We start from the raw sequence: 25,283 nt of genomic DNA, 5'->3' as shown, positions 1-25,283 counted from the left end.
TGTGCCCGCTTTAGGCCGCAAACGCCGGCCGCGCCGCCTCCTGCTCCGCCTCCGGCAACGGCCCAAACAACGCCTTCTGCACCGCCTGTTGCGCCTGGAACGCCAGCGCCGCGCGTTCCTGCCCGGCGCAGGCAATCGGCTTGAGCACATGGATTTCCACATCGCCCTGGTCGTTGGCAAACAGACGCATCAGGTGTGAGAGCAAATCGTCATCGCCAATAAACGGCGCCAGCGCATCCACTTGCCCATCGCGCAGGTAACGAATCGCCACTGGTTGCAGCGACACATCGGCATCAATCGCACTGGCCAGCAAACGCCCGTGGAACGTGCGCAGGCTGCGCCCGTCAGTGGTGGTGCCTTCCGGGAACATCAGCAGTGGGTGCTGTTGCTCCAGGTGACGAGTCATCTGCTTGCGGATCAACTGGCTGTCGCCCGAACCACGGCGGATAAACAAACTGCCGGCCTTGGCTGCCAACCAACCGGCTACCGGCCAGGTGCGCACTTCGGCCTTGGACAAAAATGACAGCGGCGTGACCATGCCCAGCAGTGGGATGTCGGTCCACGACACGTGATTGCTCACCCACAGCATCGGCGTTTTTGGCAGCTCACCGTGCACTGTCACGCGAAAGGGCAGGGCGTTGGTCAGCCGTGCCATAAAAAACCGCGACCAACGCTGGCGCCGCACCATCGAATTAGCCACGCCCAAACGCTCGAACACACCAAACACACTGGCCATGCTCAAGCCCAGCGCCACCACCAGCAGCACCCGGGCAATGCGCCCGTACACCCGCAGGCGGGCCATTACATGGCCGCCTTGAAGTGGCGGGCGTAACGCGGGCACAGCTCGTCGCGCTTGAGCAGGATAAACACGTCGGCCACCTGGAAATCTTCATCCCAGCACGGCTCGCCGCAGATCTTCGCGCCCAGGCGCATATAGGCCTTGAGCAGCGGCGGCATTTCGGCGATCACGTTGGTCGGCAGGTCCAGCGCCGGCAGCGGCTTTTTCGGCTCGGCGCGCAGGTGTTCGTTGCACAGGTAGCGTTCGCGCAGGCGCTGCATGATCGCGTGGGCCTGGATGCCGCCGTCGTGCATCGGGATGCTCGCGCAACCCATCAAGTAGCTGTAGCCGCCCTGGTTCAAGACTTCCGCCAACTCGCCCCACAACACCGCGATGGTACCGCCGTTGCGGTAAGCCGGGTCGACGCAGGTGCGGCCGATCTCCAGGATCGGGCCTTGCAGGTGCAGCAAACCATGCAGGCTGAATTCTTCTTCGCTGTAGAACCGGCCCAAGGTGCTCGCGGCCTGGTGGTCGAGCAGACGGGTGGTGGCCACCAGTCGACCGCTGTTCAAATCGCGCACGCCGATGTGGCTGCAGTGAACATCATAGTCATCCATGTCCAGACCCAGTTCCGCGCCTTTCAGCTTGGCGTTGAACTCGCCGCTGAACACGTTGAACCGCAGGGCCTGGGCTTCCTGCAGCGCCTGTGCGCCAACCAGGCGTTCGGCTTGCAGGCGGCGTTCATTGCCGGTGTCGCTGATGCGGGCGATCTGAGTCATGGCGAATCTCCGAGTGCCGGCCACGTACCGGCCGGTCGACTTGTTTGTCCAAACTCAGGCTAGGTAGGCTCGGTGTCAGCACCATGAAGTTACGGTGACGGTTGGATGACAGGCCTCGGGGCTCGGCACCTGGCTTGGGTGGAACTCGATTGCGCCCGTCCACCAATTAGACGGTGGGATGCTGATGCAGATATGACGAAAAACCTTTGTTCAATTGGGAAAAAGACATGCCGAATTCAATCGAGTGGACCCTCCCTCCCGCGCAATGGGATGCTCAAGGCGGCGGGCATTTGCAGGGTTCACCCCTTGACGGCAAGACCGGAGTGAACCCTCAGGACGGCCGCAGCTATGGCACAAAAATGAGCAATCGCCCGGTCATTCTTGGTTCGCAGCTGTATGACTACCGGTGGTTACACGACTACCCAAGGGGCAAACCTGAGAATATTTGGGGGGACTTCAGCCAGTGGGGGGCCGATAACTGCCTGGCCATCGCGGTGATCAAGCTGGCGATGATGCAATTCGGCAAAAGCCCGCTGGATGTCTTCAAGTCTGTAAAAGAAACAGCCGATGGCTTTCAGATTGTCCTGAGAAACGGCGAGTCGACGTACCTGAGCAGAGAAGAACTCAAACAGGCCGCCGCGGCAGCGGGTTTCAAAGGCGAGGACCCTACGACGTTGCTGTACGCCAATTTCCTGTTTGCGGTCAGCGCCAAGCGTTACCTGGAGGCCGGGTATGGAACGTACAGCCAGGCCCTGAAGGTGCTGTGCAGTGGCGGCAGTAGCGCTGAATATGCCTTCAGGCGGCTGGGGTTATGGGAGCAGGTGGAACCCGTGTCGATCCACGAACTGGTTAACGGCAGGATGGGGATGTTCCAGTCTGGCAGCCATATTGAGTTTGCGGCTGATGGGCATGAGGAGCGCTGGGGGAAAAAGGGCGGGACGCCGCCCACCACTTCGATCTATCAAGCGTATGCGTTTAAGCCATGACCGGCTTTTTCAGCAAAACCTTGCCCGCCTGGGAGGATCGCTGTCGCTAACTTGTCACTTTTCCGGGCTAGGCTCGCGGGCTTGAATGCCCCCTTGAGTTTGCGTCCATGGTCCGAGGCTTGTTGTGCGTTGCCCTGCTGTTTGTCACCGTCGCCGCCCATGCCGAAACCTGGCCTGACAAGGACTGGGCCAGAGGCACAGCACTCTCAGGACCCGCTGTCGATGCTCTGGATAGCTACGCTTTTCCGCCGCGTGACGACGCCACCCGCCAAGGCATTCGCACCGACGCGCTGCTGGTGATCCGCGATGGCGAGATCATCTACGAACGCTACGCCGCACCCACCACCGCCAGCACGCCGCACCTGACCTGGTCCGTCAGCAAAAGCCTGATGGCCACCGTGCTCGGCGTGGCCTACGGCGAAAACCGCTTCAAACTCACCGACCCCGCCGCACGCTTCTACCCGCCGATGAAACAGCACCCCAAGGTGACCCTGGCCGACCTGCTGCACTGGGCCTCGGGCCTGGATTGGCAGGAAGACTACGAATATGCGCCGCTGAAATCCTCGGTGGTGGCGATGCTCTACACCCGTGGCCGCGCCGACATGGCCGAGTTTTCCGCCGACACCGAAGCCGCCGCCGCACCGGGCCAGGCCTTCCGTTATTCCAGCGGCGACAGCAACATCCTCTCCGCCGCGCTCAAAGGCATGCTCGGCCACAAGGCCTATATGAGTTACCCGTGGGATGCGCTGTTCAAGCCGCTGGGCATTCACGACGCCACCTGGGAAACCGACGCCGACGAAACCTTCGTCGCCTCGTCCTACGCCTACCTCACCGCCCGCGATTTGGCGCGGGTCGGCCTGTTGATGGCGCGCGACGGTCGCTGGGGTGAGCAGCAGTTGCTGCCCAAAGAATGGGTCGCCTTCAACCGCCAACCCTTCGACAAGTACACACCCGGCCAGGACGAAGCCGTGCCCGGCGGGCAATGGTGGCTCAACCGGGGCGCCCCAAAACCATGGCCCGACGCGCCCGCCGACACCTTCGCCGCCCTCGGCCACTGGGGCCAGGCGCTGTACGTGCTGCCCGATGAACACCTGGTGATCGTGCGTTACGGCGATGACCGCGACGGCACTTACCGCCACAACGAACTGCTCAAACGCGTGCTTGCGGCGGTGCAACCATGATTCGTCGTCATCCGTTTATCAGCGTTTTTCTGCTGCTGTTACTCGCCCTGCTGGGCTGGGTATGGCACGAACGCGTCAACCTGCAAGCCTTCCCCGACATCATCGCGGCGTACACGGCCAAGGAGTACTGCTCGTGCCGGTACGTGGAGAACAATCCCGCCGACTATTGCCTGGGTTATGTGAAGCAATACGTGCCGACCAGTGCATTCAGCGACAACCCGGAGCGCAGTGAAGTGACGGCGAGCGGGCTGGGGCGCACGCACACGGCGCGCTGGCTGGGCGACCGTCAAGGCTGCCGCCTCAACCCCTGACACACCCAGGATTTTCTGTGGGAGCTGGCTTGCCTGCGATGCAGGCACCTTGGCACATCAGGCATAACCAGTTGATGCCTTCGCAGGCAAGCCAGCTCCCACATTTGACCGAGTACACGCGTCTACCTGATGTACTGAGCTCAAAATGTGGGAGCGGGCTTGCTCGCGAATACGGTGGGCCAGTTATATATAAGCCGACTGACACACCGCCATCGGGCGCGAACGACTTATTGCGGGGTTTGATTACCAGGCTGCAATGCCAGCAGCAGGTCATCAATGATGGCCTTACCCATTTCTCCCAGGTAATGCGAGGCGAATGCAAACTTCTCCGCCTTGGGATCCATGGCGGCTTCAAGGGAGAGCATTTTTGCGTAATAAAGCACGTGCGAGGCGTGTTCAAGGGCTTCTACAAGCGGAACCCCGGCGTTGACGCGGAACACTTTCAGATGGCTTTTGTTCTCTCCGCAGTCTGCGAAGGTGGCGGCGCCGATGGTTTCGGCTGAGGGTATTTCGTACGGCATAAGCTTGCTCCTTTGGTACAACCAAAAAGAGCTGCCAGTCACGATTCCAAGCATGAGGGTGGCAGCTGTACGCAGGTTGGAATCCGAGAAGAAGCGACTCGGCAGGCACAAGGCCTCCCACGCACAGCCGCCATAAAGCACAAACAGCGGGCATAAAAAAGCGCCGACTGATTGTATGACGACGCTGTAGCGTCTTCTTTCTCGGGATTCCACGCCCGGTCACTGATGAGCAGCGACGGAGGCGAGGTTAACTCTATGCACGCGCCGTCGCAACCGGTGGCCAATAGCTGTCCGCAATCTGCGCTGTGTTTCCAGTGCGCGCCCCTGTAGTAACCTTGCCCGCGGCCGACCCCACTCACGTCGGCCGTTAACAGGCATAGAAAGGAGACTTATGACGCTGGGGCGTAAGGCCGAACACTACTTCAGGATGATAAGAACGCGAATGGGCCTGGAGAAAAACTATTATTTAAAAAGCTTCGTTATTGCGCTGTTTATTTTTTGCATGAGCGTCTCCGTTTTTAAATCAAGCGATAAGGCCACCATCTATATCTTGATCTGCGGGGTTAATGCGCTGTTGTTCCCGCTGGCCAGGCGTTCAGTTGAAAACGTTGTCTTTCGTTTTACTGGAAAAGATTTTTGGGCGACACATCCCCTACGGGCCGCCGCATCTCATGGTGGTCACGTACTGCTATGGATGTTTTATTTCGTTTTTGCCATTCCGCTTGGTGCCTTTTATGGGCTGTGGTTGTGGCTGAAAAAATAGTGCCCGTTCGCGTGGCCTCTGCTTTCTGAGAGCGGAACCTCTATTTGTTGGGCCCCTCGTTTTGGGGGCGCTTCGCACCCCGGCGCAAGCAAGCTTGCTCGCCACAGGGTTATTAGGTGTTTGCCTCAGGTTCCACCCAGTGGAACCACCTTTGATTGTCCTCCCGCCCACATCGCGGTTAGCTGGCGATGTGTTGCAAACAAGAACGGGAACACCCGCCTGTGAGGAGAATCACCATGCGCCCACACCAGCACATTCTGGATTGGCTCAGCGACGTCGCCAGCGACTTGCACGCTGTGCGTCAAGACATCCACGCCCATCCCGAACTCGGTTTTGAAGAAAACCGCACCTCGGCGCTCGTCGCGCAATCCTTGAAAAATTGGGGTTATGACGTGCACACCGGCATCGGCAAAACCGGTGTGGTCGGCGTGCTGCGCAATGGCAGCAGCTCGCGTACGTTGGGCATTCGCGCCGACATGGACGCCTTGCCCATCATCGAAAACACCGGCGCGGCCTACACCAGCCAGCACGCCGGGTGCATGCACGCCTGTGGGCATGATGGCCACACCACCATGCTGCTCGGCGCCGCGCGTTACTTGGCGGCGACGCGGCAATTCGACGGCACCTTGAACCTGATTTTCCAGCCCGCCGAAGAAGGCCAGGGCGGCGCCGAGGCGATGTTGGCGGACGGTTTGCTGGAGCGTTTCCCCTGTGATGGGTTGTTTGGCATGCACAATATGCCGGGCTTGCCGGCTGGGCATTTGGGCTTGCGGGTCGGGCCGATGATGGCGTCCCAGGACTTGCTCACCGTAACGCTGGAAGGCGTCGGCGGCCATGGTTCCATGCCGCATTTGACGGTGGACCCGTTGGTTGCGGCGGCGAGTATGGTCATGGCGTTACAGACGGTGGTGTCGCGCAACATCGACGCCCAGGAGGCCGCCGTGGTCACGGTCGGCGCGCTGCAAGCAGGGCAGGCCGCCAATGTGATTCCTCAGCAAGCCCTGTTGCGCCTGAGCCTGCGCGCGCTGAACCCCAAGGTGCGCGAGCAGATGCTGGAACGCGTCAACGCCATCATCCAGACCCAGGCCGCGAGCTTCGGCTGCACCGCACACATCGAACACCGCCCGGCCTACCCGGTGCTGGTCAACCACGCCGAAGAAACCGAGTTCGCCCGCCAGGTCGGCGTGGCCTTGCTCGGCGCCGAGGCAGTGGACGGCAACACCCGCACGCTAATGGGCAGCGAAGACTTCGCCTGGATGCTGCAACGCTGCCCCGGCAGTTACCTGTTTATCGGCAACGGCGTGTCGCGGCCGATGGTGCATAACCCCGCCTATGACTTTAACGACGACATCCTGCTGACCGGCGCCGCCTATTGGGGCGCGCTGGCCGAGAGCTGGCTCAAGCCTGCCTGACGACCGCCTTTTTTCTACCGCTGGACCCTTGCCCTTATCGGTTGAATGGAGTGTTCCTCATGCAGATTTCAAAACCCGGTGTTTCGCGCACCCGCCAGGTGGTGGCGGCGGTGATCGGCAACGCGCTGGAATGGTATGACTTTATCGTTTACGGCTTTCTGGCCAGCATCATCGCCCGGCAGTTTTTCCCCTCGCAGGACGAGTACGCCTCGCTGTTGATGGCCCTGGCCACCTTCGGCGTGGGCTTTTTCATGCGCCCGGTGGGCGGCATCCTGCTGGGTATCTACGCCGACCGCAAAGGCCGCAAGGCGGCGATGCAGTTGATTATCCGGCTGATGACGGTGTCCATCGCACTGATCGCCTTTGCGCCCAATTACGCCGCCATCGGCATGGGCGCGCCGTTGCTGATCGTGGTGGCGCGCATGCTTCAAGGCTTTGCCACCGGCGGTGAATACGCGAGTGCCACGGCGTTTCTGGTGGAGAGTGCACCGGCCCATCGCAAGGGCTTGTATGGTTCCTGGCAATTGGTGGGGCAATGCCTGGCGGTGTTTGGTGGTGCGGCGATGGTGGCGCTGGCCACGCACTTTTTTTCGCCGCAAACCCTCGACCTGTGGGGCTGGCGTGTGCCGTTCGTATTGGGCTTGCTGATCGGCCCGGTGGGGCTGTGGATTCGTCGGCACATGGAAGACCCGGAAGAATTCATCCAGGCGCGCAAACAGGCCACCGGCCCGGCGCCGAGTTTGATGGATGTGCTGCGTGAGCATCGACGCAGCATCCTGGTGTCGATGGGCCTGGCTTGCGGCGCGACGGTGTCGTTCTACGTGGTGCTGGTGAACATGCCGACCTTCGCCCACAAAAGCCTCGGCCTGCCACTGGACCAAGTGCTGATGGTGCAGATGTTTGCGGTGGCGCTGATGACCGTGGTGATTCCGCTGTCCGGCCTGCTCTCGGATCGCCTCGGGCGGCGGCCGGTGTTGATGGCTTTCACCCTGGCCTTCTTCGTGATGGTCTACCCGTTGTATGTGTGGGTGGCCGCTGCGCCGTCCATCGAGCGTTTGCTGGTGATGCAAGTGCTGCTCTGCACCGCCATCGGCGGCTTCTTTGGCCCGGCGCCGACGGCCTTGGCCGAGCAGTTTCCTATCGAGGTGCGCTCGACCGGCGTGTCGGTGGCCTATAACGTGGCGGTAATGGTGTTCGGTGGCTTTGCGCCGTTGATCGTCACCTGGCTGACCAAAGTGCTGGGCACGCCAGTGGCGCCATCGTTTTACGTGCTGTTCGCTTGCGTGCTGACGCTGCTGGGCACTTACTGCATGCAGGAGGCACCGCGGGCGAATAGGCCGCTGCCGTTTTCAAGTGAGGTGAAGCCTTGAGCATTGTTGAGTGGGACGCGACTGAGCTGTCGCGGGCGATTCATGCGCGGCACGTGTCGTGTGAAGACGTGATGCACGCGTACCTGGCGCAGATCCAGCGCTTTAACCCGCGCGTGAATGCGCTGGTGTCGTTGCGCGACGCCGACGACGTGCTGGCCGAGGCGCGGGCCTGTGATCGCGAACTGGCCCTGGGCCAATCGCGCGGCTGGATGCATGGCATGCCCCAGGCGATCAAGGACCTGGCCGCCACCAAAGGCTTGCGCACCACCTTGGGCTCGCCGTTGTTTGCCGAGCATGTGCCCAGCGAAGATGCAATCAGCGTGGCGCGGGTGCGGGCCAGCGGCGCGATCATTATCGGCAAGACCAACGTGCCGGAATTCGGCCTCGGCTCGCAGACCTACAACACCCTGTTCGGCACCACCGGCAATGCCTATGACCCACGCCTGGTGGCGGGCGGCAGCAGTGGCGGGGCGGCGGTGGCCCTGGCGCTGCGCATGCTGCCGGTGGCCGATGGCAGCGACATGATGGGCTCGCTGCGCAACCCGGCCGCGTTCAACAATGTGTTTGGCCTGCGCCCGTCGCAAGGGCGCGTGCCGCACGGGCCGATGCCGGAAGTGTTCGTGCAGCAACTGGGCACCGAAGGCCCGATGGGCCGCAGTGTGACCGATGTGGCTCGGTTGCTGAGCATCCAGGCCGGTTACGACCCGCGGGTGCCGTTGTCATCCAAAGACGACCCGACAGTGTTCGGCGAACCCTTGCCGCGCGACTTCAAAGGCACGCGCCTGGGTTGGTTGGGGGATTACAACGGTTACCTGCCGATGGACGACGGCGTGCTGAGCCTGTGCGAATCGGCCCTTGGCGATTTCGTCACGCTGGGGTGTGAAGTAGAAAGCTGCCAGCCAGAGTTTTCCCTGGCGCGGCTATGGCGCAGTTGGCTGGTGCACCGCCATTGGCTGGTGCACGGCAATCTCGGCGCGGCCTACGCCAACCCGCAAAAACGTGCGTTGCTCAAACCCGAGGCGCAATGGGAAGTGGAGGGCGGCCTGGGCTTGAGTGCCCAGCAGGTGTACCAGGCGTCGGTGGATCGCAGCGAGTGGTATCGCGCCCTGGCCAAGTTGTTCGAGCGTTACGATTTCCTGTTGCTGCCCACCGCCCAGGTGTTCCCTTTCGATGCACAACAGGCGTGGCCGCGCCTCGTTGGCGGGCGCGAAATGGACACCTACCACCGCTGGATGGAGGTGGTGATCGGGCCGACACTCGCCGGTCTGCCGAGCATGAGTATCCCGGTGGGGTTCAACCCTGGCGGCTTGCCCATGGGCCTGCAGATCATCGGCCCGGCCCAGGCCGACCGCGCGGTGCTGCAATTGGCGTACGCCCATGAACAGTTGACCCAATGGGTGCAGCGCCGGCCACCGGCGAGCCTTGCATCGGGCAGTTGACGCGCAACCGGGCCTGTATCTTGCTGTGAACAATGATCATCCACCGGCACCAAGGAGATCGAACATGGGCAGCCACGCCGAGACAGGCACCGTACGGTCGGTTGAGCGCGCACTGGCAATTGTCGAATTGCTCGGTGAACACCAGGCGTTGGGGTTGGAGGAGCTGCATTACCTGACGCGCCTGCCCAAGGCCACTGTGTCGCGCATGTTGCTGACCCTGCAAGAGCAAGGTTGGGTCTATCGCGGCCTGAGCGATCGCCGTTATCGCCTGCGCGCCCAGCGCTTGTTCGGCGACACTCAGCAACGCTTCAAGCGCCAGGTGGTGGAAAGCGCCGCGCCGTGGCTGCTTGAACTCAGTGAGCGCACCGGGCTGGTGGTGGATTTATCCTGTTTTGATGGCGAGCGCCTGGAGGTCATGGAAAGCGCGATCCCCAGCGTGCTGCGCAAGTTGTATCCGAACAATTGCCAGATCGTCGGCCAGCACGCCAGCCTGTTTCACTCGGCGATGGGCAAGGCGTGCCTGACGCAATTGCCCGCCGAAGAGGTGCAACGCCTGGCGGGCCGCGACCATGTGGCGGCCGATGAGCAGTTGCACACCTGCGAGCAAACCCAGCACCAGGGGTTTGGCCAGCGCACCGAAGGTTATTGGGAATACACGGTGCGCCTGCCATTCCTGATACGCGCGGTGGCGTTGCCGGTGCAGGCCAATGGGCGTCTGATCGGCAGTATGGCGTTGCACTGGCCGATGCATCAGGCGCCGGTGGAGCGCGTGTTGAACCTGCATCTGGCCAGCCTTGAAGCGACGGTGCGCGATGTGCAGCGGGCGCTGGCCTGACAGTCACCGCTGAGCAAAAAAATGTGGGAGCTGGCTTGCCTGCGATTGCGGTCAGTCAGTGAATGAACCCGCTGACTGACACACCGCTTTCGCAGGCAAGCCAGCTCCCACCTTGATCGGCTTTGTCAGTTACATTGCGCCCGGCACCCGGCACAGTTAAGGTTCGTCCAGGTTTTTTGCCTCACGAGTCTTTATGTTCAACGTCAAACCCCTGGCCTTCACGCTGCTGACGGCTGCCGCTCTGCCTGCCCACGCCGACTGGTACTTGGATAACGAATCCTCACGCCTGTCGTTCGTCACCACCAAAAACACCGAGATCGCCGAAGTGCAGCGTTTCCTGGTGTTGCACGGCAAGGTCGACAGCCAGGGCGCGGCGCAGCTGGAAGTGGAGCTTGAGTCAATCAACAGCGGCATTCCGCTGCGCGATGAGCGGATGCGCAATGACCTGTTCCAGATCAAGGCCTTTCCCGAAGCGCTGATCAGTGCACGCATCAACCTGCAACCCATCAATGATTTGGCCCCCGGCGCGCAAGTGGAGTTGCGCCTGCCCTTGAACGTCACCTTGCACGGCAAGACCCAAACCTACAGCGCCGAGTTGCTGGCCACGCGCCTGGATGACCGGCGTTTCCAGGTGGTGACCCTGGAACCGGTGGTGTTGCATGCCGAGGATTTCGATTTGGCGCCGGGTGTGGCGGCGTTGCGTAAGGCGGCTGGGTTGAAGTCGATCAGTTTGTCGGTGCCGGTGGGTGCGGTACTGATCTTTACGGCGCGTTGAGATGAGCGGCGCGGTGTTCCCGTGGCGCAGCGCCAACCGTTTCGAGTTGCTGATCGACGGGCCACGCTTTTTCCCGCAGATGCTGGTGGCGATTGCTCGCGCCGAGCAGCACGTCGATTTGGAGTTGTACCTGGTGGAAGCCGGGGCCTGCGCCGAGGCCATGGTGCAAGCCTTGGTACTGGCCGCCGAGCGTGGCGTGCGAGTGCGCTGCCTGTTTGATGATTACGGCAGCCTGGCGTTTACCTTGGGGTTGCGTAAACGCCTGACCGACGCGGGCGTGGAGCTGCGTTTCTACAATCGCCTGAGCTGGCGGCGCTGGATGCGCAACCTGTACCGCGACCACCGCAAGCTGTTGCTGGTCGACCAGCGTATCGCCGTGGTTGGCGGAACCGGGGTGACGGATGAGTTCTGGACGCCGGGGCAGGACACGGCCGATTGGCATGAAGTAATGGTGCACATCAGCGGCCCCTTGGTGCTGGATTGGCAAGCGTTGTTCGACCGTCAGTGGCACGCCAATGCGGCGCGCCGCGAGTGGAAGCCCGCCACCCATTTCGGTTTGCCGCGCCTGCCCAAGGTGCCGGCGACCGGGCCGGGCCTGGGGCGCGTCGCGTATGCCGACGCCCGCCAGCACCGCGATATTTTGCAGTCGTTGATTCGCGCGTTGAAAAGCAGCCAGCAACGCATTTGGCTGGCCACGCCGTATTTTCTGCCGACCTGGAGCGTGCGCCGCGCCCTGCGCCGCGCGGCCGGGCGCGGGGTGGATGTGCGTTTGTTGCTTACCGGGCCGCGCACCGATCACCCTTCGGTGCGTTACGCCGGGCACCGTTACTACCCACGTTTGCTGCGTGCGGGTGTACAGATTTTTGAATACCAGCCGTGCTTTCTGCACCTCAAAATGGTGTTGGTGGATGATTGGGTCAGCATTGGCTCGTGCAATTTCGATCACTGGAATTTGCGCTTCAACCTGGAAGCCAATCTGGAAGCCTTGGACCCTGAGTTAACGCTGGCCGTGGCCGGCAGTTTCGAGCGTGATTTTGCCCAGAGCCAGGCGGTGAGCCTGGCGGCGTGGAAGGCCCGACCGTTGTGGCGGCGGGTCAAGCAGCGGGTGTGGGGCTGGATTGATCGGTTGGTGGTGAACCTGTTGGATCGGCGGGGGTAGGGCGCCCCCGCCTTTGCTGACTAAAACTGCAATGTGTACTGCGCCGTGACGCTTTGGTCGCGCGTGCGCTCACCGCGCTGTTGGCTGAAGCCGAAGTCCAAACTGCTGTCGCGGCTCAGGCGTGCGGTGGCGCCCAATTCCAAGCGGGTGCTGAGGCGATCCAACGGCGCACCGCTGACACTCATCACGCGGCCGCCGTCCCAGGCTGCCTGGGTGGTCGGTTGCAGGTCGCCGCTGGCATGGGTGTAGGCCAAGCCGCCGCGCACGCTCAGCCATGACGGGCCGATCTGCGCCTTGCCCAGGTCGAGGTTGACCCGCACGCCACCGGTGGCCAGGTTGACGTTTTCCTTTGAGCGTTTGCCCTTCAGTGCAGCCATGCCGCCGCGCTCTTTGAAGCCTTCGCTGCGCTGTTGCACATTGGCCAGTTGCAGGTACGGCTGCCAGTCCCAGGCGTCATGGCTGAACTTATAGTTGGCCTCGGCAAACGTCTGCACGGTGCGGCTGGCGTATTTGGCGCTCAGGCGGTTCTCGACGCCGGGGAAGCTGACGCGGCGTTTTGTCTCGATCTCATGTTGCGCATAGGCGATGCCGCCATACAGGCCGAACGCGTCCCACGTGTGGCCGGCGTGCAGGGCCAATTGGAAGGTGTCGACGCTGGCTTTGCCACGCGAACCGGCCCGCACATCCGTAAGGCCACTGCCCGCCACTACGCCCACGCGAGTGCCTTGTTCGAGTGTGTGGTCAAACCCAAGCAGCAGGCCTGTGGTGTTGTGGGCCGTGCGCGTGGTGTTGCTGTCGCCTGCAAGTTGGCCGGATTGACGCGGCAGTTGCACCCAGACGCCTTGGTTCCTGGCGTCGAGTGCGGCGACGCGGCTGTCTTGCGCCAGGCGCTGACGGTCCAGTGCGGCCTGGCGCACGACACGGCTGTTTTCAATCAGCACCGCTTGGGTGCTGGCATGCAGTTCGCCGCTCAACTGGTCGAGGGCTGAAGGCGCCTGCTCGGGAAACAGCGCGGTCAGGCGTTGCAGCAGCGGCGAGGGCTGGGCTTGCGCATCCGCAGCATTGGCGACGGCGCGTTGGTTGGTCGTCTGCGCCGCTGAAGCCAGTGACTGACCGCGGCCAAACTCCACCAGTAAGTTATTGCCTTGCTTGACCTGGGAAACGCTGAGGAAAGGCGAGAACTCGCGGCGGTCTACCGAGGTAAATTCGCCATTCAACGCACCTTGGGCCTGCAGGATGCTGTAGCGCTGGCCCAGGTAATAGTGATTGGGTTGCGCGCTCAGGTACAGCGAGCCACCGTTGATGGAGGCCTGGTTTTGGACCTGCAATTTGGCCGGAGCTGCCGGGCTGGTCAGCCCGGTCATCAGGGTTGAGCCGGCGGCTTGTGTGTAATCGCCCGCCACGTCCAGGGAACCGTTCAGGCGCAGCACGCCGCCGTCGACGTTGACGTCGCCCTTGAGCTCGTTGGTGCCGTCCAACTCCAGGATGCCTTGCTTGAGCGTGGCCCCGGCGAAGCTGTTATTGCCGCTGAGGCGCAGCCAGCCGATGCCGGTTTTTTCCAGGCGACCGGGGCCGCCGATATCGTTGCGCCAATCATCCCAGGCACCGCCTTGCCAGACGATTGCGCCACCGGCAGGGCGGTCCATGTTCACCGAGGTGTCGACGCGCAACTGGCCGGGGCCGTCGATGGCTTTTTTCAGGTTCATCAGGCCCCAGCCGTAGACGTCGTCCACACCCGGCGCGCCGAGGTCGGTGGCGGTGGTGAGCAATACGTCGCGGATTTGCGGGTTGTCGAGGTAGGGGAAGCGTTCCATCAGCAGGGCCAGGCCGCCGGTAACGTGGGGGGCGGCGAAGGAGGTGCCGGTGTCGGTCCTGTAGCCAAACTCAAGTGTATCCCCAGCGACCGTATAGCCGTTGACCCTGCCGTCGGCACCATAGGAGTACTTGACATCAATTTCACCGCTGATCGTCGACGAGGTGATGTCGGTGCCGGGGGCCGCGATGCACCAGTTTTGGCTGAACCCGCAACGGTGGGAGGCGTCATTCAACGTCAGGTCTTGTTGCAGGTTAATCACACTCAGCCAATAAGGTTCCAACTCAGGTCTTGCTCTAGGCAGGCTGGCCAGGGGTTCAGCGACCGGTGCTGTTTGCGGTGACGCGTTAGGCGCTTGTGTGTTGCCGGCAGCCCAGACCTGCAGAAAACCATAGTCCAGTGACCCTCGGCCTAACGGCTGAGCTAATGTGGCAAGCCCCTTGAGGTCGGCATCCAATTCGGTTTCGTTGTCAGTCGTGGTGAAGGGTGGGCCCCAACTGTTATTGATGACCCTTACATTTTGCCCATGCAGTTGTGCGTAGGCCGCCAGTATCTCAGTTGGGCCTGCTGTTCTTTCGTACAGATACTCAGACTCGTTGGTGGCAAACCTCAGCGCACTGAAGGTACTGGCGTAGGCAACGCCGTGCATACCCGTACCTTCCCGGTTGGCCGCCACCGTCCCGGCCACATGGGTGCCGTGAAAGATGTAAGAAAAAGTATCATCCTCAAATATAATTTGAGAACGATCACCCTCGGTGAAAAAACAGCCTTCACTGGGCGACAACAGCGCTTCGCTGCTACACCCTGGGGCGTTCATCTGAACGCCGATGTGGGCCTTTCCCATGAATTCGTTGTGGCGAAGGTCGGTGCCGCTATCGTAAATGGCCACTTGCACCCCCTTCCCACTCAGGCCGCGAGCGTAGGCGAAGTCAGCGCCGATTGCCGCCAGCCCCCAGTTACTCTTGAACTCTTCACTGCGCCAGCTGGCCGCATCGTTCAGTCGGCCTTGTTCAACATAGCTCGCGGCTTCAACCGGCATGCCCGACAAGCAGCCGAATACACAGAGGATCAGAGCATTTCGCTTGAGTGATGATTGAACGGGCGCTTTTGCGGATGCCGTTCGGGCGTTTTCCGTGGGTGACATGGTCCACACACCTGCAAAAAAATGAGGCTGACAGGGTGTGCGAGGGGGGCGGGAGCGTGATGTAGGACTTGGCTTGTAACGAGGAGTGAAAGTTAACTTTTTGCGGAGTTTGCGCCCCCTCTTCTAAAAAGAGGGGGCTGCAACCCTTACAGCAACTCGAACGTCTGCTGTTGCACATCCTGGGAGTCGAGCCCGATCTGCACATTGAATTCGCCCGGTTCTGCGGCGAACTTGAGCTGGGTGTTGTAGAACTTCAAGTCTTCCTCGGTGATGGTGAAGTGCAACGTGCGCTCTTCACCGGCCTTGAGCATGACCTTCTGGAAGTTCTTCAGCTCCTTGATCGGGCGGATCATCGAGCCGGCCACGTCCTGGATATACAACTGCACCACGGTTTCGCCGTCGACCTTGCCGGTGTTTTTCAGCGTGACGCTGGCGTCGAGCTTGCCGGTCTTGTTCAGGGTGGTGGACGACAGTGCCATGTCCGACAGGCTGAACGTGGTGTAGCTCAGGCCATAACCGAACGGAAACAACGGCCCGGTGGTGTCATCGAAGTATTGCGAGGTGTAGTTGCCTGGCTTGCCTGGGGTGAACGGCCGGCCGATGGTCAGGTGGTTGTAGTAGGTGGGAATCTGCCCGACCGAACGCGGGAAGGTGATCGGCAGCTTGCCCGATGGGTTGTAGTCACCGAACAGCACATCGGCGATGGCGTTGCCGCCCTCGGTGCCGGCGAACCAGGTTTCGAGGATCGCGTCGGCTTCTTTGTTCTCATCCACAATCGACAGCGGACGGCCGTTCATCAACACCAGCACCAGCGGTTTGCCGGTGGCCTTCAACGCCTTGATCAGGTCGCGCTGGCTTTGCGGGATGTTCAGGTCGGTGCGGCTCGAGGATTCATGGGACATGCCACGGGACTCGCCCACGGCAGCCACCACCACATCGGCATTCTTCGCGGCTTTCACCGCTTCATCAATCAGCACCTGCGGCGAGCGGGTGTCATCCACCACTTCCGGGGCATCGAAGTTGAGGAAGTTGAGGTAGTCGACCACGGCCTTGTCGTTGGTGATGTTGGCGCCACGCGCGTAGATCACTTTGCCTTTTTCGCCGATCACCGCGTTGAGGCCGTCGAGCAGGGTGACCGATTGCGCCGGTTTGCCGGCTGCGGCCCAGCTGCCCATCATGTCGATCGGCGCCTTGGCCAGCGGGCCGACCAGGGCGATGGTCGCGGATTTTTTCAGCGGCAGGGTGTTGTTCTGGTTTTTCAGCAACACCAGGCTGCGGCGCGCGATATCGCGGGCGTCGCTACGGTGCAGGCGGCTTTCGGCGTCGGTGTCGGCCGGGTCATCCTCGGCTTTGCCGATGCGCAGGTACGGGTCCTTGAACAGGCCCATGTCGTACTTGGCGCCGAGCACTTCGCGCACGGCGTTGTCGATGTCGCTTTGTTCGATTTCGCCGGACTTGAGCAGGCCGGGCAGTTCCTTGCCGTACAGCGAGTCGTTCATGCTCATGTCGATGCCGGCCTTGATCGCCAGCTTGGCGGCTTCACGCCCGTCCTTGGCCACGCCGTGTTTGATCAACTCGACAATTGCGCCATGGTCGCTGACGGCCAGGCCTTTGAAGCCCCAGTCTCTGCGCAGCAGGTCGTTCATCAGCCAGGTGTTGGCGGTGGCGGGTACGCCGTTGATCGAGTTCAACGCCACCATCACGCCACCGGAACCGGCCTTGATCGCCGCGTGGTAGGGCGGCAGGTAATCCTGGTACATCTTGACCGGGCTCATGTCGACCACGTTGTAGTCGCGACCGCCTTCCACCGCGCCGTACAGGGCGAAGTGCTTGACGCTGGCCATGAGGCTGTCGGCATTGGCCGGGCTGGTGCCCTGGAAGGCCTTGACCATCACTTCGGCGATGCGCGAGACCAAATAGGTGTCTTCGCCGAAACCTTCGGAGGTACGGCCCCAACGCGGGTCGCGGGAGATATCGACCATCGGCGCAAAGGTGATGTCGAGGCTGTCGGCGGCGGCTTCCTGGGCGGCGATGCGCCCGGAGCGGCCAATGGCATCCATGTCCCAGCTGGAGGCCAGGGCCAGGCTGATCGGGAAAATCGTGCGGTGGCCGTGGATCACGTCATAGGCGAAGAACATCGGGATCTTCAACCGGCTGCGCATGGCCGCGTCCTGCATCGGACGGTTTTCCGGGCGGGTGATCGAGTTGAACGTGCCGCCGATGCGGCCGGCGGCGATTTCCTTGCGGATCAGCTCGCGGGGCATTTCGGGGCCGATGCTGATCAGGCGCAACTGGCCGATCTTCTCATCCAGGGTCATCTGCTTGAGCAGGTCGCTGACAAAGGCGTCCTTGTCTTTAAGCGCAGCAGGCTTTGTTTCTGCCCACACGGGGTGACTGGCCAGAGTGGCAACAAGGCCGAGCAAACACAGCTTCTTCATGAATATCCTTTTTCGGCTCACTGCACAGCGAAAATGCGCTGTTCTGCCAAAATGTGGGGAACATATGTTGTTGTTCGAGTGTTATTGCAGTAAATGCACGACACTTGTGAACTCTTATTCGCGCTGGGCATCTTTTTAGCTGATTGGCTCGACGCAATCCAGTGGTGGCGGATTATGCCCCAAGCGCGCGGTTTATAGGGTTAGTCGTCAAATTCCATCCAGTTTGGGCAGGAGAAACACCATGCAAGCAGCACAAGGTTACCGCTGGGGCTTGAAAGCCGCGGCTTTACTACTGATCAGCAGCGTGCTGAGCGGTTGCGGCATCAACACGATTCCGACCCTGGACGAACAGGCCAAGGCGGCCTGGGGCCAGGTGCAGAACCAGTACCAACGGCGCGCCGACCTGATCCCCAACCTGGTAGAAGTGGTCAAGGGCTACGCCGCCCATGAGCAAGACACCCTCACCGCCGTGATTGAAGCGCGGGCCAAGGCCACTTCGATCCAGGTCGACGCCAGTACCCTCGACAACCCGGAAAAACTCAAGCAGTTCCAGCAAGCCCAGGATGGCTTGAGCGGTGCCCTCAGCCGCTTGATGGTGGTGTCCGAGCGCTACCCGGACCTCAAAGCCAACCAGAACTTCCTGGCCCTGCAGTCCCAACTTGAAGGCACGGAAAACCGCATTGCCGTGGCCCGTCGCGACTTTATCCAGGCCGTGCAGGCGTACAACACTGAAATCCGTACCTTCCCAGGCCGCCTGTGGCACAGCGTGATGTACAGCGACTTGCCGATCCGCGCCACGTTTGAGGCCACCAGTGCCGACGCCGATAAAGCGCCGCAAGTGAAGTTCAAATAAGGCTTCTCTGAGGTGTCGATGCGTTTATTACGGATAGGCTTGGCGCTGTGGTTGCTGGCCTGCGTCGGTGCGGCCCAGGCGGCGCTGACGTTCCCGCCATTGACCGGACGGGTGGTGGACACCGCCCAGATGATCGACCCGGCGGTACGTGCGCAGATTACCCAGCAATTGCAGGCGCTGGAGCAAACCTCCGGTGACCAGATCGTGGTGGTCACCGTGCCCGACCTGCAAGGTGTGCCCATTGAGGACTACGGTTATCAGTTGGGCCGCCAGTGGGGCATCGGCCAGAAGGGCAAGGACAACGGCGCGCTGTTGATCGTCGCGCGCGATGAGCACAAATTGCGCATCGAAGTCGGCTATGGCCTCGAAGGTGTGCTGACCGATGCGCAGTCATGGGTGATCATCAACCAGGTGATCGCGCCCAAGTTCAAGGCCGGCAATTACAGCCAGGGCATCAGCGACGGCGTCTCGGCAATGGTGCAGGTGGTGGGCGGCGAGCCGCTCGCGGTGCCTGCCCATGTGGCGGATGCGAATTTTGCCAAGGATAATCCGGGGTTCTCCATCGGCTTGTTCATTCTGCTGATCGGCGTGTTGTGGCTGTGCAATCGCCTGGGCCTGCCGGTTGGCGCTATTTTGCTGGCTATTCTCAGCAGCAGTGGGCGCGGTGGCGGCGGTGGGGGCGGCGGTGGTGGTGGTGGCTTCAGAGGCGGCGGTGGTGGTTTCGGCGGCGGTGGTGCCTCAGGTGGCTGGTAATGACAATAACTAGAAAGGGGCATCGACAACCATGGCATTACTGAGTGAGCACGAGCAACGGCAAGTCGCCGAGGCGATCGCCCGCGTCGAAAAAAACACCGATGCCGAACTGGTGACGGTATTGGCGGCCCGTGCCGACGATTACGCCTATATCCCGCTGTTGTGGGCCAGCCTGATCGCCCTGGTGGTGCCCGGCGTGGTGCATTACTTGTCGGGTTACCTGACCATGTACACCTTGTTGTTGGCGCAGTGGGCGACATTCATTGTGTTGTGCCTGGTATTTCGCCTGCCCAAGGTCACCACCCGCTTGATCCCGCGTTCGGTACGGCACTGGCGCGCGTCCAACCTGGCGCGTCGGCAGTTCCTGGAGCAGAACCTGCACCACACAGTCGGCGGCACCGGCGTGCTGATTTTTGTCAGCGAGGCCGAGCGTTATGTGGAGATCCTTGTGGACGAGGGCATTTCCAAACGCCTGGATGACAGCAGTTGGGATGGCATCGTCACGGCGTTTACCCAGCAGGTGAAACAGGGGCACACGTTGGCCGGTTTTATTGCCTGTATTGAGGCGTGTGGGGAGTTGCTGAAGGTGCATGTGCCGGTGACGCAGACGCGTAATGAGCTGCCGAATCGTTTGATCGTGCTGGAATAACCAGGCAACAAACATTCTAAATGTGGGAGCGGGCTTGCTCGCGAATGCGGTGTATCAGTCGCCGAATATATTGACTGACATTGCGCACTCGCGAGCAAGCCCGCTCCCACATTGGGTTCTGTGTTGGCCAATCCAATTACCGTTGATCAAATAACCCCGTGCCCTAAACCCTTATCCCCCCTAAAATGCCCGGCATTCCCAGCCCGAGGCGTTTTTGTTCATGTCCGTCACCGCTCAACCTGCCCGCCCTGCGCCGGATCATCACGCCCAGTTCATCGAGCTGCTGAGCGCAAGCCTGGCGCAGAACGCGTTTATCAAGCTGGTGCTGGCCAAGTACGTCGGTGAGGAAGCCGAGCTGCAACGGCTGATCATCAAACCGGTGACGGTCAAGGAGCAGGCGTGCCTGTCCTTCGTCTACCGCTACAAGACCCGCGACATCACCAAGAACTTGCCCCTGGCCGATGGCGTGGCGGCGATTGCCGAGCTGCTGCCGGCGTCGTTCAAGAATGCGCATTTGCTGTCGCTGACCGACGAAGCCCAGCTGGAATACAGCAAGAAGAACAAAAGCTCGCTGTTCAAAAGCAAGCCGCAGCAATTGCGTGAGGCGCCGTCCGCCGAGCACAACCGTGAGAAGAATCGCTTCCTCGACCTGAGCCGGCCGTTCCTCGCCGACCTTGGCGTGACCGATGCCAAGCAGGCGTTGATCCCATCGATGTCGCGCAAGTGGAAGCAGATCAACAAGTTCATCGAAGTGTTCAGCCATGCGCTGACCTCGTCGCCGCTGAAGCTCGACCAGCCGGTGCGCGTCGCTGACTTTGGTTCGGGCAAGGGCTACCTGACGTTCGCCATTCACGATTACCTGCGCAACACCCTCAAGGCCGAGGGCGAAGTGACCGGCGTGGAATTGCGCGAAGACATGGTGACCCTGTGCAACACCGCCGCCGCGCGCCTGGAACATCCGGGGCTGGTATTCAAGTGCGGTGACGTGCGCAGCGTGGCGCCGAGCGAGCTGGACGTGATGATCGCGCTGCATGCCTGTGATATTGCCACCGACTACGCGATCCACACCGGCATCCGCTCCGGCGCGTCGATCATCATGTGCTCGCCGTGCTGCCACAAACAGATTCGCCTGCAGATCCAGAGCCCGGTGCTGCTCAAGCCGATGCTGCAATACGGCCTGCACCTGGGCCAGCAGGCGGAAATGGTCACCGACAGCCTGCGCGCGTTGTACCTCGAAGCCTGCGGTTACGAGACCAAGGTGTTCGAGTTCATCTCGTTGGAGCACACCAACAAGAACAAGATGATCCTGGCGGTGAAGCGCAACGAGCCGGTGGACAATGCGCAGTTGCTGGAGAAAATCCAGGAATTGAAGGCGTTCTACCACATCAGCGAGCACTGCCTGGAAACGCTGTTGCGCGCGGATGGCTATTTAGGCTGAACACAGAACCAAAATGTGGGAGCTGGGCTTGCTCGCGAATGCGGTGCATCAGTCGCCTAATAGGTTGGATGACACTCCGCTTTCGCGAGCAAGCCCGCTCCCACATTTAGACCGCATTTATCTTTGAGGTCGGCGCAGGCTGCACCGCCGTCTTGCGCCCCAGCATTACCGTCACGATGACCCCACAGGCAAACAGCCACGTAATCGGCTCGATATGTTCACCAAAGAACAACGCCGAAAAGGCGATGGTGAAGAAGATCTGCAACAGCTGAATCTGGCTGACCCGCGCAATCCCGCCCATCGCCAGCCCGGCGTACCAGGCGAAGAAACCCAGGAATTGCGAAAACAGCGACACATACCCGAACGCCCACCAGGTGCGCATGGAAATCGCGCCTTGATGCTGCGCCGCCAAGTACCACACCGGGCCGATCAACACGGGTGTGGACAGCACCAGCGCCCAGCAGATCACCTGCCAGCCGCCCATCTCCTTGGCCAACCGGCCGCCTTCGGCATAGCCCAGGCCACCCACGGCAATTGCGCCGAGCATCAACAAGTCCCCCGCCTGGATACTGCCCGCACCGGTGATCAGCGCATAACTCAGCACCAATGCACTGCCCAGCGCCGCGCAGGCCCAGAAGGCTTTCGACGGCCGCTCGTGGGACAGCCACGCCGCGTACAGCGCCACGCACAATGGCTGCAGGCCGTTGACCAGCGCGCCATGGGAGGCCGGCAAGGTTTGCATGGCCCAGGCCGACAGCACCGGGAAGCCGAGGATCACGCCGGCGATCACCAGGCACAAGCCGCGCACCTGGCGCCAGGTCGGCCAGCGCTCACGGCGCCACAGCAACAGCGCCGCCGCCGGAACCGCCGCGAACAAGGCGCGGCCCAGGCCGTTGAGCAACGGGTGGATTTCCTGCACGACGATGCGGGTGAAGGGCAGCGTGAGGCTGAAGATGATGACGCCCAGCAGGCCGAGGGCCATGCCGGTGTTTTCGCGCGAGCTCATGATGGGGACCGAAATCTGGAGGGCTTCAAGGAACGCCCATCTAGCCACAACCCCCGGTGATCGGGGGCCTACAGATGGGTGCGGATTTATCCGTACAGTTTCGGCAGGCTCTGGGGATAACCTGTGTGAGCTGGCTTGCCTGCGATAGCGTCACCGCGGTCTATGCGCAATACCGAGGTGCCTGTATCGCAGGCAAGCCAGCTCCCACATTGACCGTGCCAGCCTTAAAAAAACCGCGTGATGCTGATCTTCGCATCGCGGCCCTTGGTGTAGGCGCGGTCGCCGCTCAAGGCCGGGCGGAAGTTGTTGTTGAACAGGTTGTCCACGGTGAAATTCACCTCGGTGCCTTTCAAGTAAGCCTGTTGCGGTTTCCATTTGGCGAACAAGCCTTGGGTGTTGTAGGCCTTGTTGCCGTATTGGTCGTAGAACAGGTCGCCCACACTGCTGCCCGGGCCGCCGGAATATTTGTCACTGGGCAAGCGATCGGTCGCGCCGATGAACTGGCCCATCCAGCCCACCTGGGCATCCCAGGCGGGGATATTGGTGCCCAGTACCAGCACCCATTTGGTCGGTGGAATATCGCGGGCCGGCACGTCCGGGCCCCATGGGTTGGTGTAGGCGCCTTCGTGTTCGCCCTTGGCGTAGGCGAACGACACCGAACCGAACAGGTAGGTGGAGTTGTAGAACGATTCCAGCTCAAAGCCCTTGATGGTCAGGCCACCGATGTTGCGGTAGTTGGACATCGCTCCCGGCGGGCACGCGTTGGAAATCGTGCCGCCATTGACGGCCTGGTTCTGGCAGCCGACGCCGGTGGCCTTGAAGATTTCGTCTTCGACCTTGTTGTGGAACAAGGTGGTGCGTACTTGCAGGTTGTCGTCCTGGGCGATCAGGTGATCGAAGCTGAAGACGCTGCCCACGGTGATCGAGGTGATGCGCTCCGGGTCCAGGTCGACGCTGGTAGCGGTGCGGCTGCCCAGGCCTTGCACCTCGTATTGTTCGTCGATGACCGGCGCGCGCCAGGTCTTGCTCCAGTTGGCAAACAGCCCCAGGTTTGGCGTGACGTTCCAGAACAACGCCAGGCGCGGCGACCAGCCGGTGTAGGTGCGGTCGCTGTAATCGTGGCCAACGGCCGGGTCGGGATTGTTGTAGTACGGCGCGTCGTTGCCTTCGCCGCGATTGCGCACATGGTCGTAGCGCAGCGACGGCGTAATCGTCACATCGCCCACCGTGACCGCATCCTGGACAAAGAAACTGTTGGTATCGACCTTGCCGTGGGGCATGAAACCCGGCTGGAAATGCCCGTAGTTGTAGCGCGCGGTGTTGTAGGTGGAACCGGGCATCCACATTTCGGTTTCGCGGATGTGCTTGCGAATTTGCCCGCCGACAGTCACGGCATGCTGCAGAGAACCTGTGTCAAACAGGCTGACGTTGCGGATGTCGAGGTTCTTGTCGGTGTAGCCGGTGTCCATCTGGCGCCCGCCGGTGGCCAGCTGGAAAAACGCGGTGGCGTCACGGGCGTCGGTCTGGTCAGTGTTGGACTGCGAATACTTGACGGTCAGGTCCACCCACGGGTTGTCCAGCGGCGTGTATTCATACTTGCCCGACCACGTGGTGTCGGTGGTGTCGCGGTGCGCTAAAAAACGTTTCAACGCGTTTTCGTAGCCGTAGCGGTTGATATTGGCCTGGGTCGGCGGCGTCGGGTAGCTGGCGGCGGAAAAGGGTGTCCAGCGATTGCTGTGGGAGCGCGAGTAGGACAAGCCGACACTGTGCTCTTCGGTGAAGTGCGCATTGACCTTGAACAGTTTGCCGTCCACGTCCTGGGCGCTGTTGGGCAGGCGCTGAGGGTTGATGGGGTACTCGTTGTTCTCGTTAGGCAGCTTGGCGGCGACCTTCATATCGCCGCCGTCGCGTTGGGTCAGGTAGGCCAGCGCGTCGAAGCGGCCGTCGTCGGTACGGCCATACACGGCGCTGCTGTAGACCTGTTCGTGGTCGTTGCTGGAGTAACCATATTTGAGCATCGCGCCGCTGTTGCGGCCATCCTGCAGCAGGTCCGGGGCATCTTTGGTGGTCATGTTGACCGTGCCGCCAAACCCGCCGTTGCCGGTGAACGGCGAGTTGGGGCCTTTCTCCACCTCGATGCTTTTGATCAGCTCGGGCTCGATAAAGACCGTGCCTTGCTGGTAGCGCTCGAAGCCGGTCTTGGTGGCGCCGTCGACGGTCATCGGCACGTCTTCGGCATCGCCGAAACCACGGATGTTGATGGTCTGGCCGCCGGGTTTCAGCGAGCCGCCCTGGCTCACGCCGGGCAAGGTCTGCAGCAGGCTGGGGATGTTATTGGACTGGTAACGGTCGATGTCGGCCTGGGTCATGGTCGAGCGGTTGACGGTGCTGGAATCGACTTCGTTACCGGTGCCGATCACGCTGAGCGCGTCGAGTTGGATGGCGCCGCTGTGGCTGGTCTTGCCCTCGTCGGGGCGTACCACGTAGGTGCTGCCGACTTTGATCAGGGTGAACTCGCCATTTTTCAGCAAGGTGCGAATCGCCACTTCCGGGGTGAAGTCGCCATTGAGTGCCGGCGCCTGCACGTTCTTGAGCAGGGTTTCATCGAACAGCAGCTGGATTTTTGCCTGCTGCGCCACTTGGCTCAGGGACGTGGCCAGCGACTGGGCGGGCAGTTGCAACGTGAACGACTCGGCCTGGGCGCTGAGGCTGAACGCCAGGCAGGTGGCGATCAGGGTCGGTCGAAGAAACAGGTGCGAAGCGTGGCAAGGCGCGCGAAACATGAAATCCCCCGGGGTGGCCAAGTGGCCGAAAAGGTGTGCGTATCAAACACAGTCGGGAGGAAGACGGGGCAGGCCAAAAAATCCACACATGCGAATG

21 protein-coding genes are annotated in these 25,283 nt (G+C 61.5%); 14 read left to right on the top strand and 7 right to left on the bottom strand.

Annotated elements, in window-relative coordinates; translation table 11 throughout:
- Nucleotides 1-10: 10 nt before the first annotated feature.
- Nucleotides 11-802 (bottom strand): lysophospholipid acyltransferase family protein, encoded by a 792-nt coding sequence (locus HX783_RS05210; RefSeq protein WP_177016199.1) that lies wholly within the window; start codon nt 800-802, stop codon nt 11-13.
- Nucleotides 802-1,557, bottom strand: a complete 756-nt coding sequence (olsB, locus tag HX783_RS05205; RefSeq protein ID WP_032888332.1) for an L-ornithine N(alpha)-acyltransferase — start codon at nt 1,555-1,557, stop codon at nt 802-804. The genes HX783_RS05210 and olsB overlap by 1 nt, the downstream gene beginning before the upstream one ends.
- Nucleotides 1,558-1,784: 227 nt before the next feature.
- On the opposite strand from olsB, the gene HX783_RS05200 reads away from it, so the two are divergent.
- From HX783_RS05200 to HX783_RS05190, 3 genes are all read left to right on the top strand, one after another.
- Nucleotides 1,785-2,543, top strand: coding sequence for a hypothetical protein (locus tag HX783_RS05200; protein ID WP_177016198.1), 759 nt, complete (start codon nt 1,785-1,787; stop codon nt 2,541-2,543).
- Between the two features lie 107 nt (nt 2,544-2,650).
- Entirely contained in the window at nt 2,651-3,724 is a 1,074-nt protein-coding gene (locus tag HX783_RS05195; RefSeq protein WP_177016197.1) for a serine hydrolase, read from the top strand.
- The gene (locus HX783_RS05190) at nt 3,721-4,035 is read left to right on the top strand and encodes an amidase (protein ID WP_177016196.1); all 315 of its coding nucleotides are present in this window, start codon (nt 3,721-3,723) and stop codon (nt 4,033-4,035) included. The genes HX783_RS05195 and HX783_RS05190 overlap by 4 nt, the downstream gene beginning before the upstream one ends.
- 227 nt (nt 4,036-4,262) lie before the next feature.
- On the opposite strand, the gene HX783_RS05185 is transcribed toward HX783_RS05190, so the two are convergent.
- Nucleotides 4,263-4,556, bottom strand: a complete 294-nt coding sequence (locus HX783_RS05185; RefSeq protein WP_177016195.1) for a DUF3077 domain-containing protein — start codon at nt 4,554-4,556, stop codon at nt 4,263-4,265.
- Between the two features lie 391 nt (nt 4,557-4,947).
- Between HX783_RS05185 and HX783_RS05180 the strand changes: the two genes are divergently transcribed.
- From HX783_RS05180 to HX783_RS05150, 7 genes are all read left to right on the top strand, one after another.
- The gene (locus HX783_RS05180; protein ID WP_177016194.1) at nt 4,948-5,319 is read left to right on the top strand and encodes a hypothetical protein; all 372 of its coding nucleotides are present in this window, start codon (nt 4,948-4,950) and stop codon (nt 5,317-5,319) included.
- A gap of 236 nt (nt 5,320-5,555) precedes the next feature.
- The gene (locus HX783_RS05175) at nt 5,556-6,731 is read left to right on the top strand and encodes a M20 aminoacylase family protein (protein WP_177016193.1); all 1,176 of its coding nucleotides are present in this window, start codon (nt 5,556-5,558) and stop codon (nt 6,729-6,731) included.
- Between the two features lie 59 nt (nt 6,732-6,790).
- Nucleotides 6,791-8,101: a citrate-proton symporter gene (locus HX783_RS05170; RefSeq protein WP_177016192.1), complete on the top strand. Its 1,311-nt coding sequence runs from the start codon at nt 6,791-6,793 to the stop codon at nt 8,099-8,101.
- On the top strand, nt 8,098-9,540 hold the full coding sequence (locus HX783_RS05165; protein ID WP_177016191.1) for an amidase: 1,443 nt from the start codon (nt 8,098-8,100) through the stop codon (nt 9,538-9,540). Before HX783_RS05170 ends, HX783_RS05165 begins: the two co-directional genes overlap by 4 nt.
- 64 nt (nt 9,541-9,604) lie before the next feature.
- Nucleotides 9,605-10,375, top strand: a complete 771-nt coding sequence (locus HX783_RS05160; RefSeq protein WP_177016190.1) for an IclR family transcriptional regulator — start codon at nt 9,605-9,607, stop codon at nt 10,373-10,375.
- 193 nt (nt 10,376-10,568) lie between these two features.
- The gene (locus HX783_RS05155; protein WP_177016189.1) at nt 10,569-11,150 is read left to right on the top strand and encodes a YceI family protein; all 582 of its coding nucleotides are present in this window, start codon (nt 10,569-10,571) and stop codon (nt 11,148-11,150) included.
- A gap of 1 nt (nt 11,151) precedes the next feature.
- Nucleotides 11,152-12,309 (top strand): phosphatidylserine/phosphatidylglycerophosphate/cardiolipin synthase family protein, encoded by a 1,158-nt coding sequence (locus HX783_RS05150; RefSeq protein ID WP_177016188.1) that lies wholly within the window; start codon nt 11,152-11,154, stop codon nt 12,307-12,309.
- 20 nt (nt 12,310-12,329) lie between these two features.
- Here HX783_RS05150 and HX783_RS05145 read toward each other — a convergent pair whose 3' ends face one another.
- Both HX783_RS05145 and bglX read right to left on the bottom strand, forming a co-directional pair.
- Nucleotides 12,330-14,966 carry an autotransporter domain-containing protein gene (locus tag HX783_RS05145; protein ID WP_256347129.1) on the bottom strand — a complete coding sequence of 879 codons (2,637 nt, stop codon included), beginning with the start codon at nt 14,964-14,966 and terminating at the stop codon, nt 12,330-12,332.
- Nucleotides 14,967-15,412: 446 nt separating this feature from the next.
- Nucleotides 15,413-17,704: a beta-glucosidase BglX gene (gene bglX / locus HX783_RS05140; RefSeq protein ID WP_177016186.1), complete on the bottom strand. Its 2,292-nt coding sequence runs from the start codon at nt 17,702-17,704 to the stop codon at nt 15,413-15,415.
- 241 nt (nt 17,705-17,945) lie between these two features.
- Here bglX and HX783_RS05135 point away from each other — a divergent pair, with 241 nt between their 5' ends.
- The 4 genes from HX783_RS05135 (at nt 17,946) to HX783_RS05120 (ending at nt 21,397) form a co-directional block, all read left to right on the top strand.
- On the top strand, nt 17,946-18,557 hold the full coding sequence (locus HX783_RS05135) for a LemA family protein (protein WP_094953058.1): 612 nt from the start codon (nt 17,946-17,948) through the stop codon (nt 18,555-18,557).
- Nucleotides 18,558-18,575: 18 nt separating this feature from the next.
- The gene (locus HX783_RS30130; RefSeq protein WP_177016185.1) at nt 18,576-19,310 is read left to right on the top strand and encodes a YgcG family protein; all 735 of its coding nucleotides are present in this window, start codon (nt 18,576-18,578) and stop codon (nt 19,308-19,310) included.
- A gap of 31 nt (nt 19,311-19,341) precedes the next feature.
- Nucleotides 19,342-19,959, top strand: coding sequence for a TPM domain-containing protein (locus HX783_RS05125; RefSeq protein WP_177016184.1), 618 nt, complete (start codon nt 19,342-19,344; stop codon nt 19,957-19,959).
- Between the two features lie 220 nt (nt 19,960-20,179).
- Entirely contained in the window at nt 20,180-21,397 is a 1,218-nt protein-coding gene (locus HX783_RS05120; protein ID WP_177016183.1) for an SAM-dependent methyltransferase, read from the top strand.
- A 106-nt stretch (nt 21,398-21,503) separates the two neighbouring features.
- On the opposite strand, the gene HX783_RS05115 is transcribed toward HX783_RS05120, so the two are convergent.
- The gene (locus tag HX783_RS05115; RefSeq protein ID WP_177016182.1) at nt 21,504-22,403 is read right to left on the bottom strand and encodes a DMT family transporter; all 900 of its coding nucleotides are present in this window, start codon (nt 22,401-22,403) and stop codon (nt 21,504-21,506) included.
- 224 nt (nt 22,404-22,627) lie between these two features.
- On the bottom strand, nt 22,628-25,186 hold the full coding sequence (locus HX783_RS05110) for a TonB-dependent receptor (RefSeq protein ID WP_177016181.1): 2,559 nt from the start codon (nt 25,184-25,186) through the stop codon (nt 22,628-22,630).
- Nucleotides 25,187-25,283: the final 97 nt, after the last annotated feature.

The organism is Pseudomonas sp. D2002, assembly GCF_013385735.1.
In the GTDB taxonomy this organism is placed as follows: domain Bacteria; phylum Pseudomonadota; class Gammaproteobacteria; order Pseudomonadales; family Pseudomonadaceae; genus Aquipseudomonas.
The sequence above is the reverse complement of the archived record's forward strand: the minus strand, read 5'-3'. Positions and strand labels throughout refer to the sequence as shown.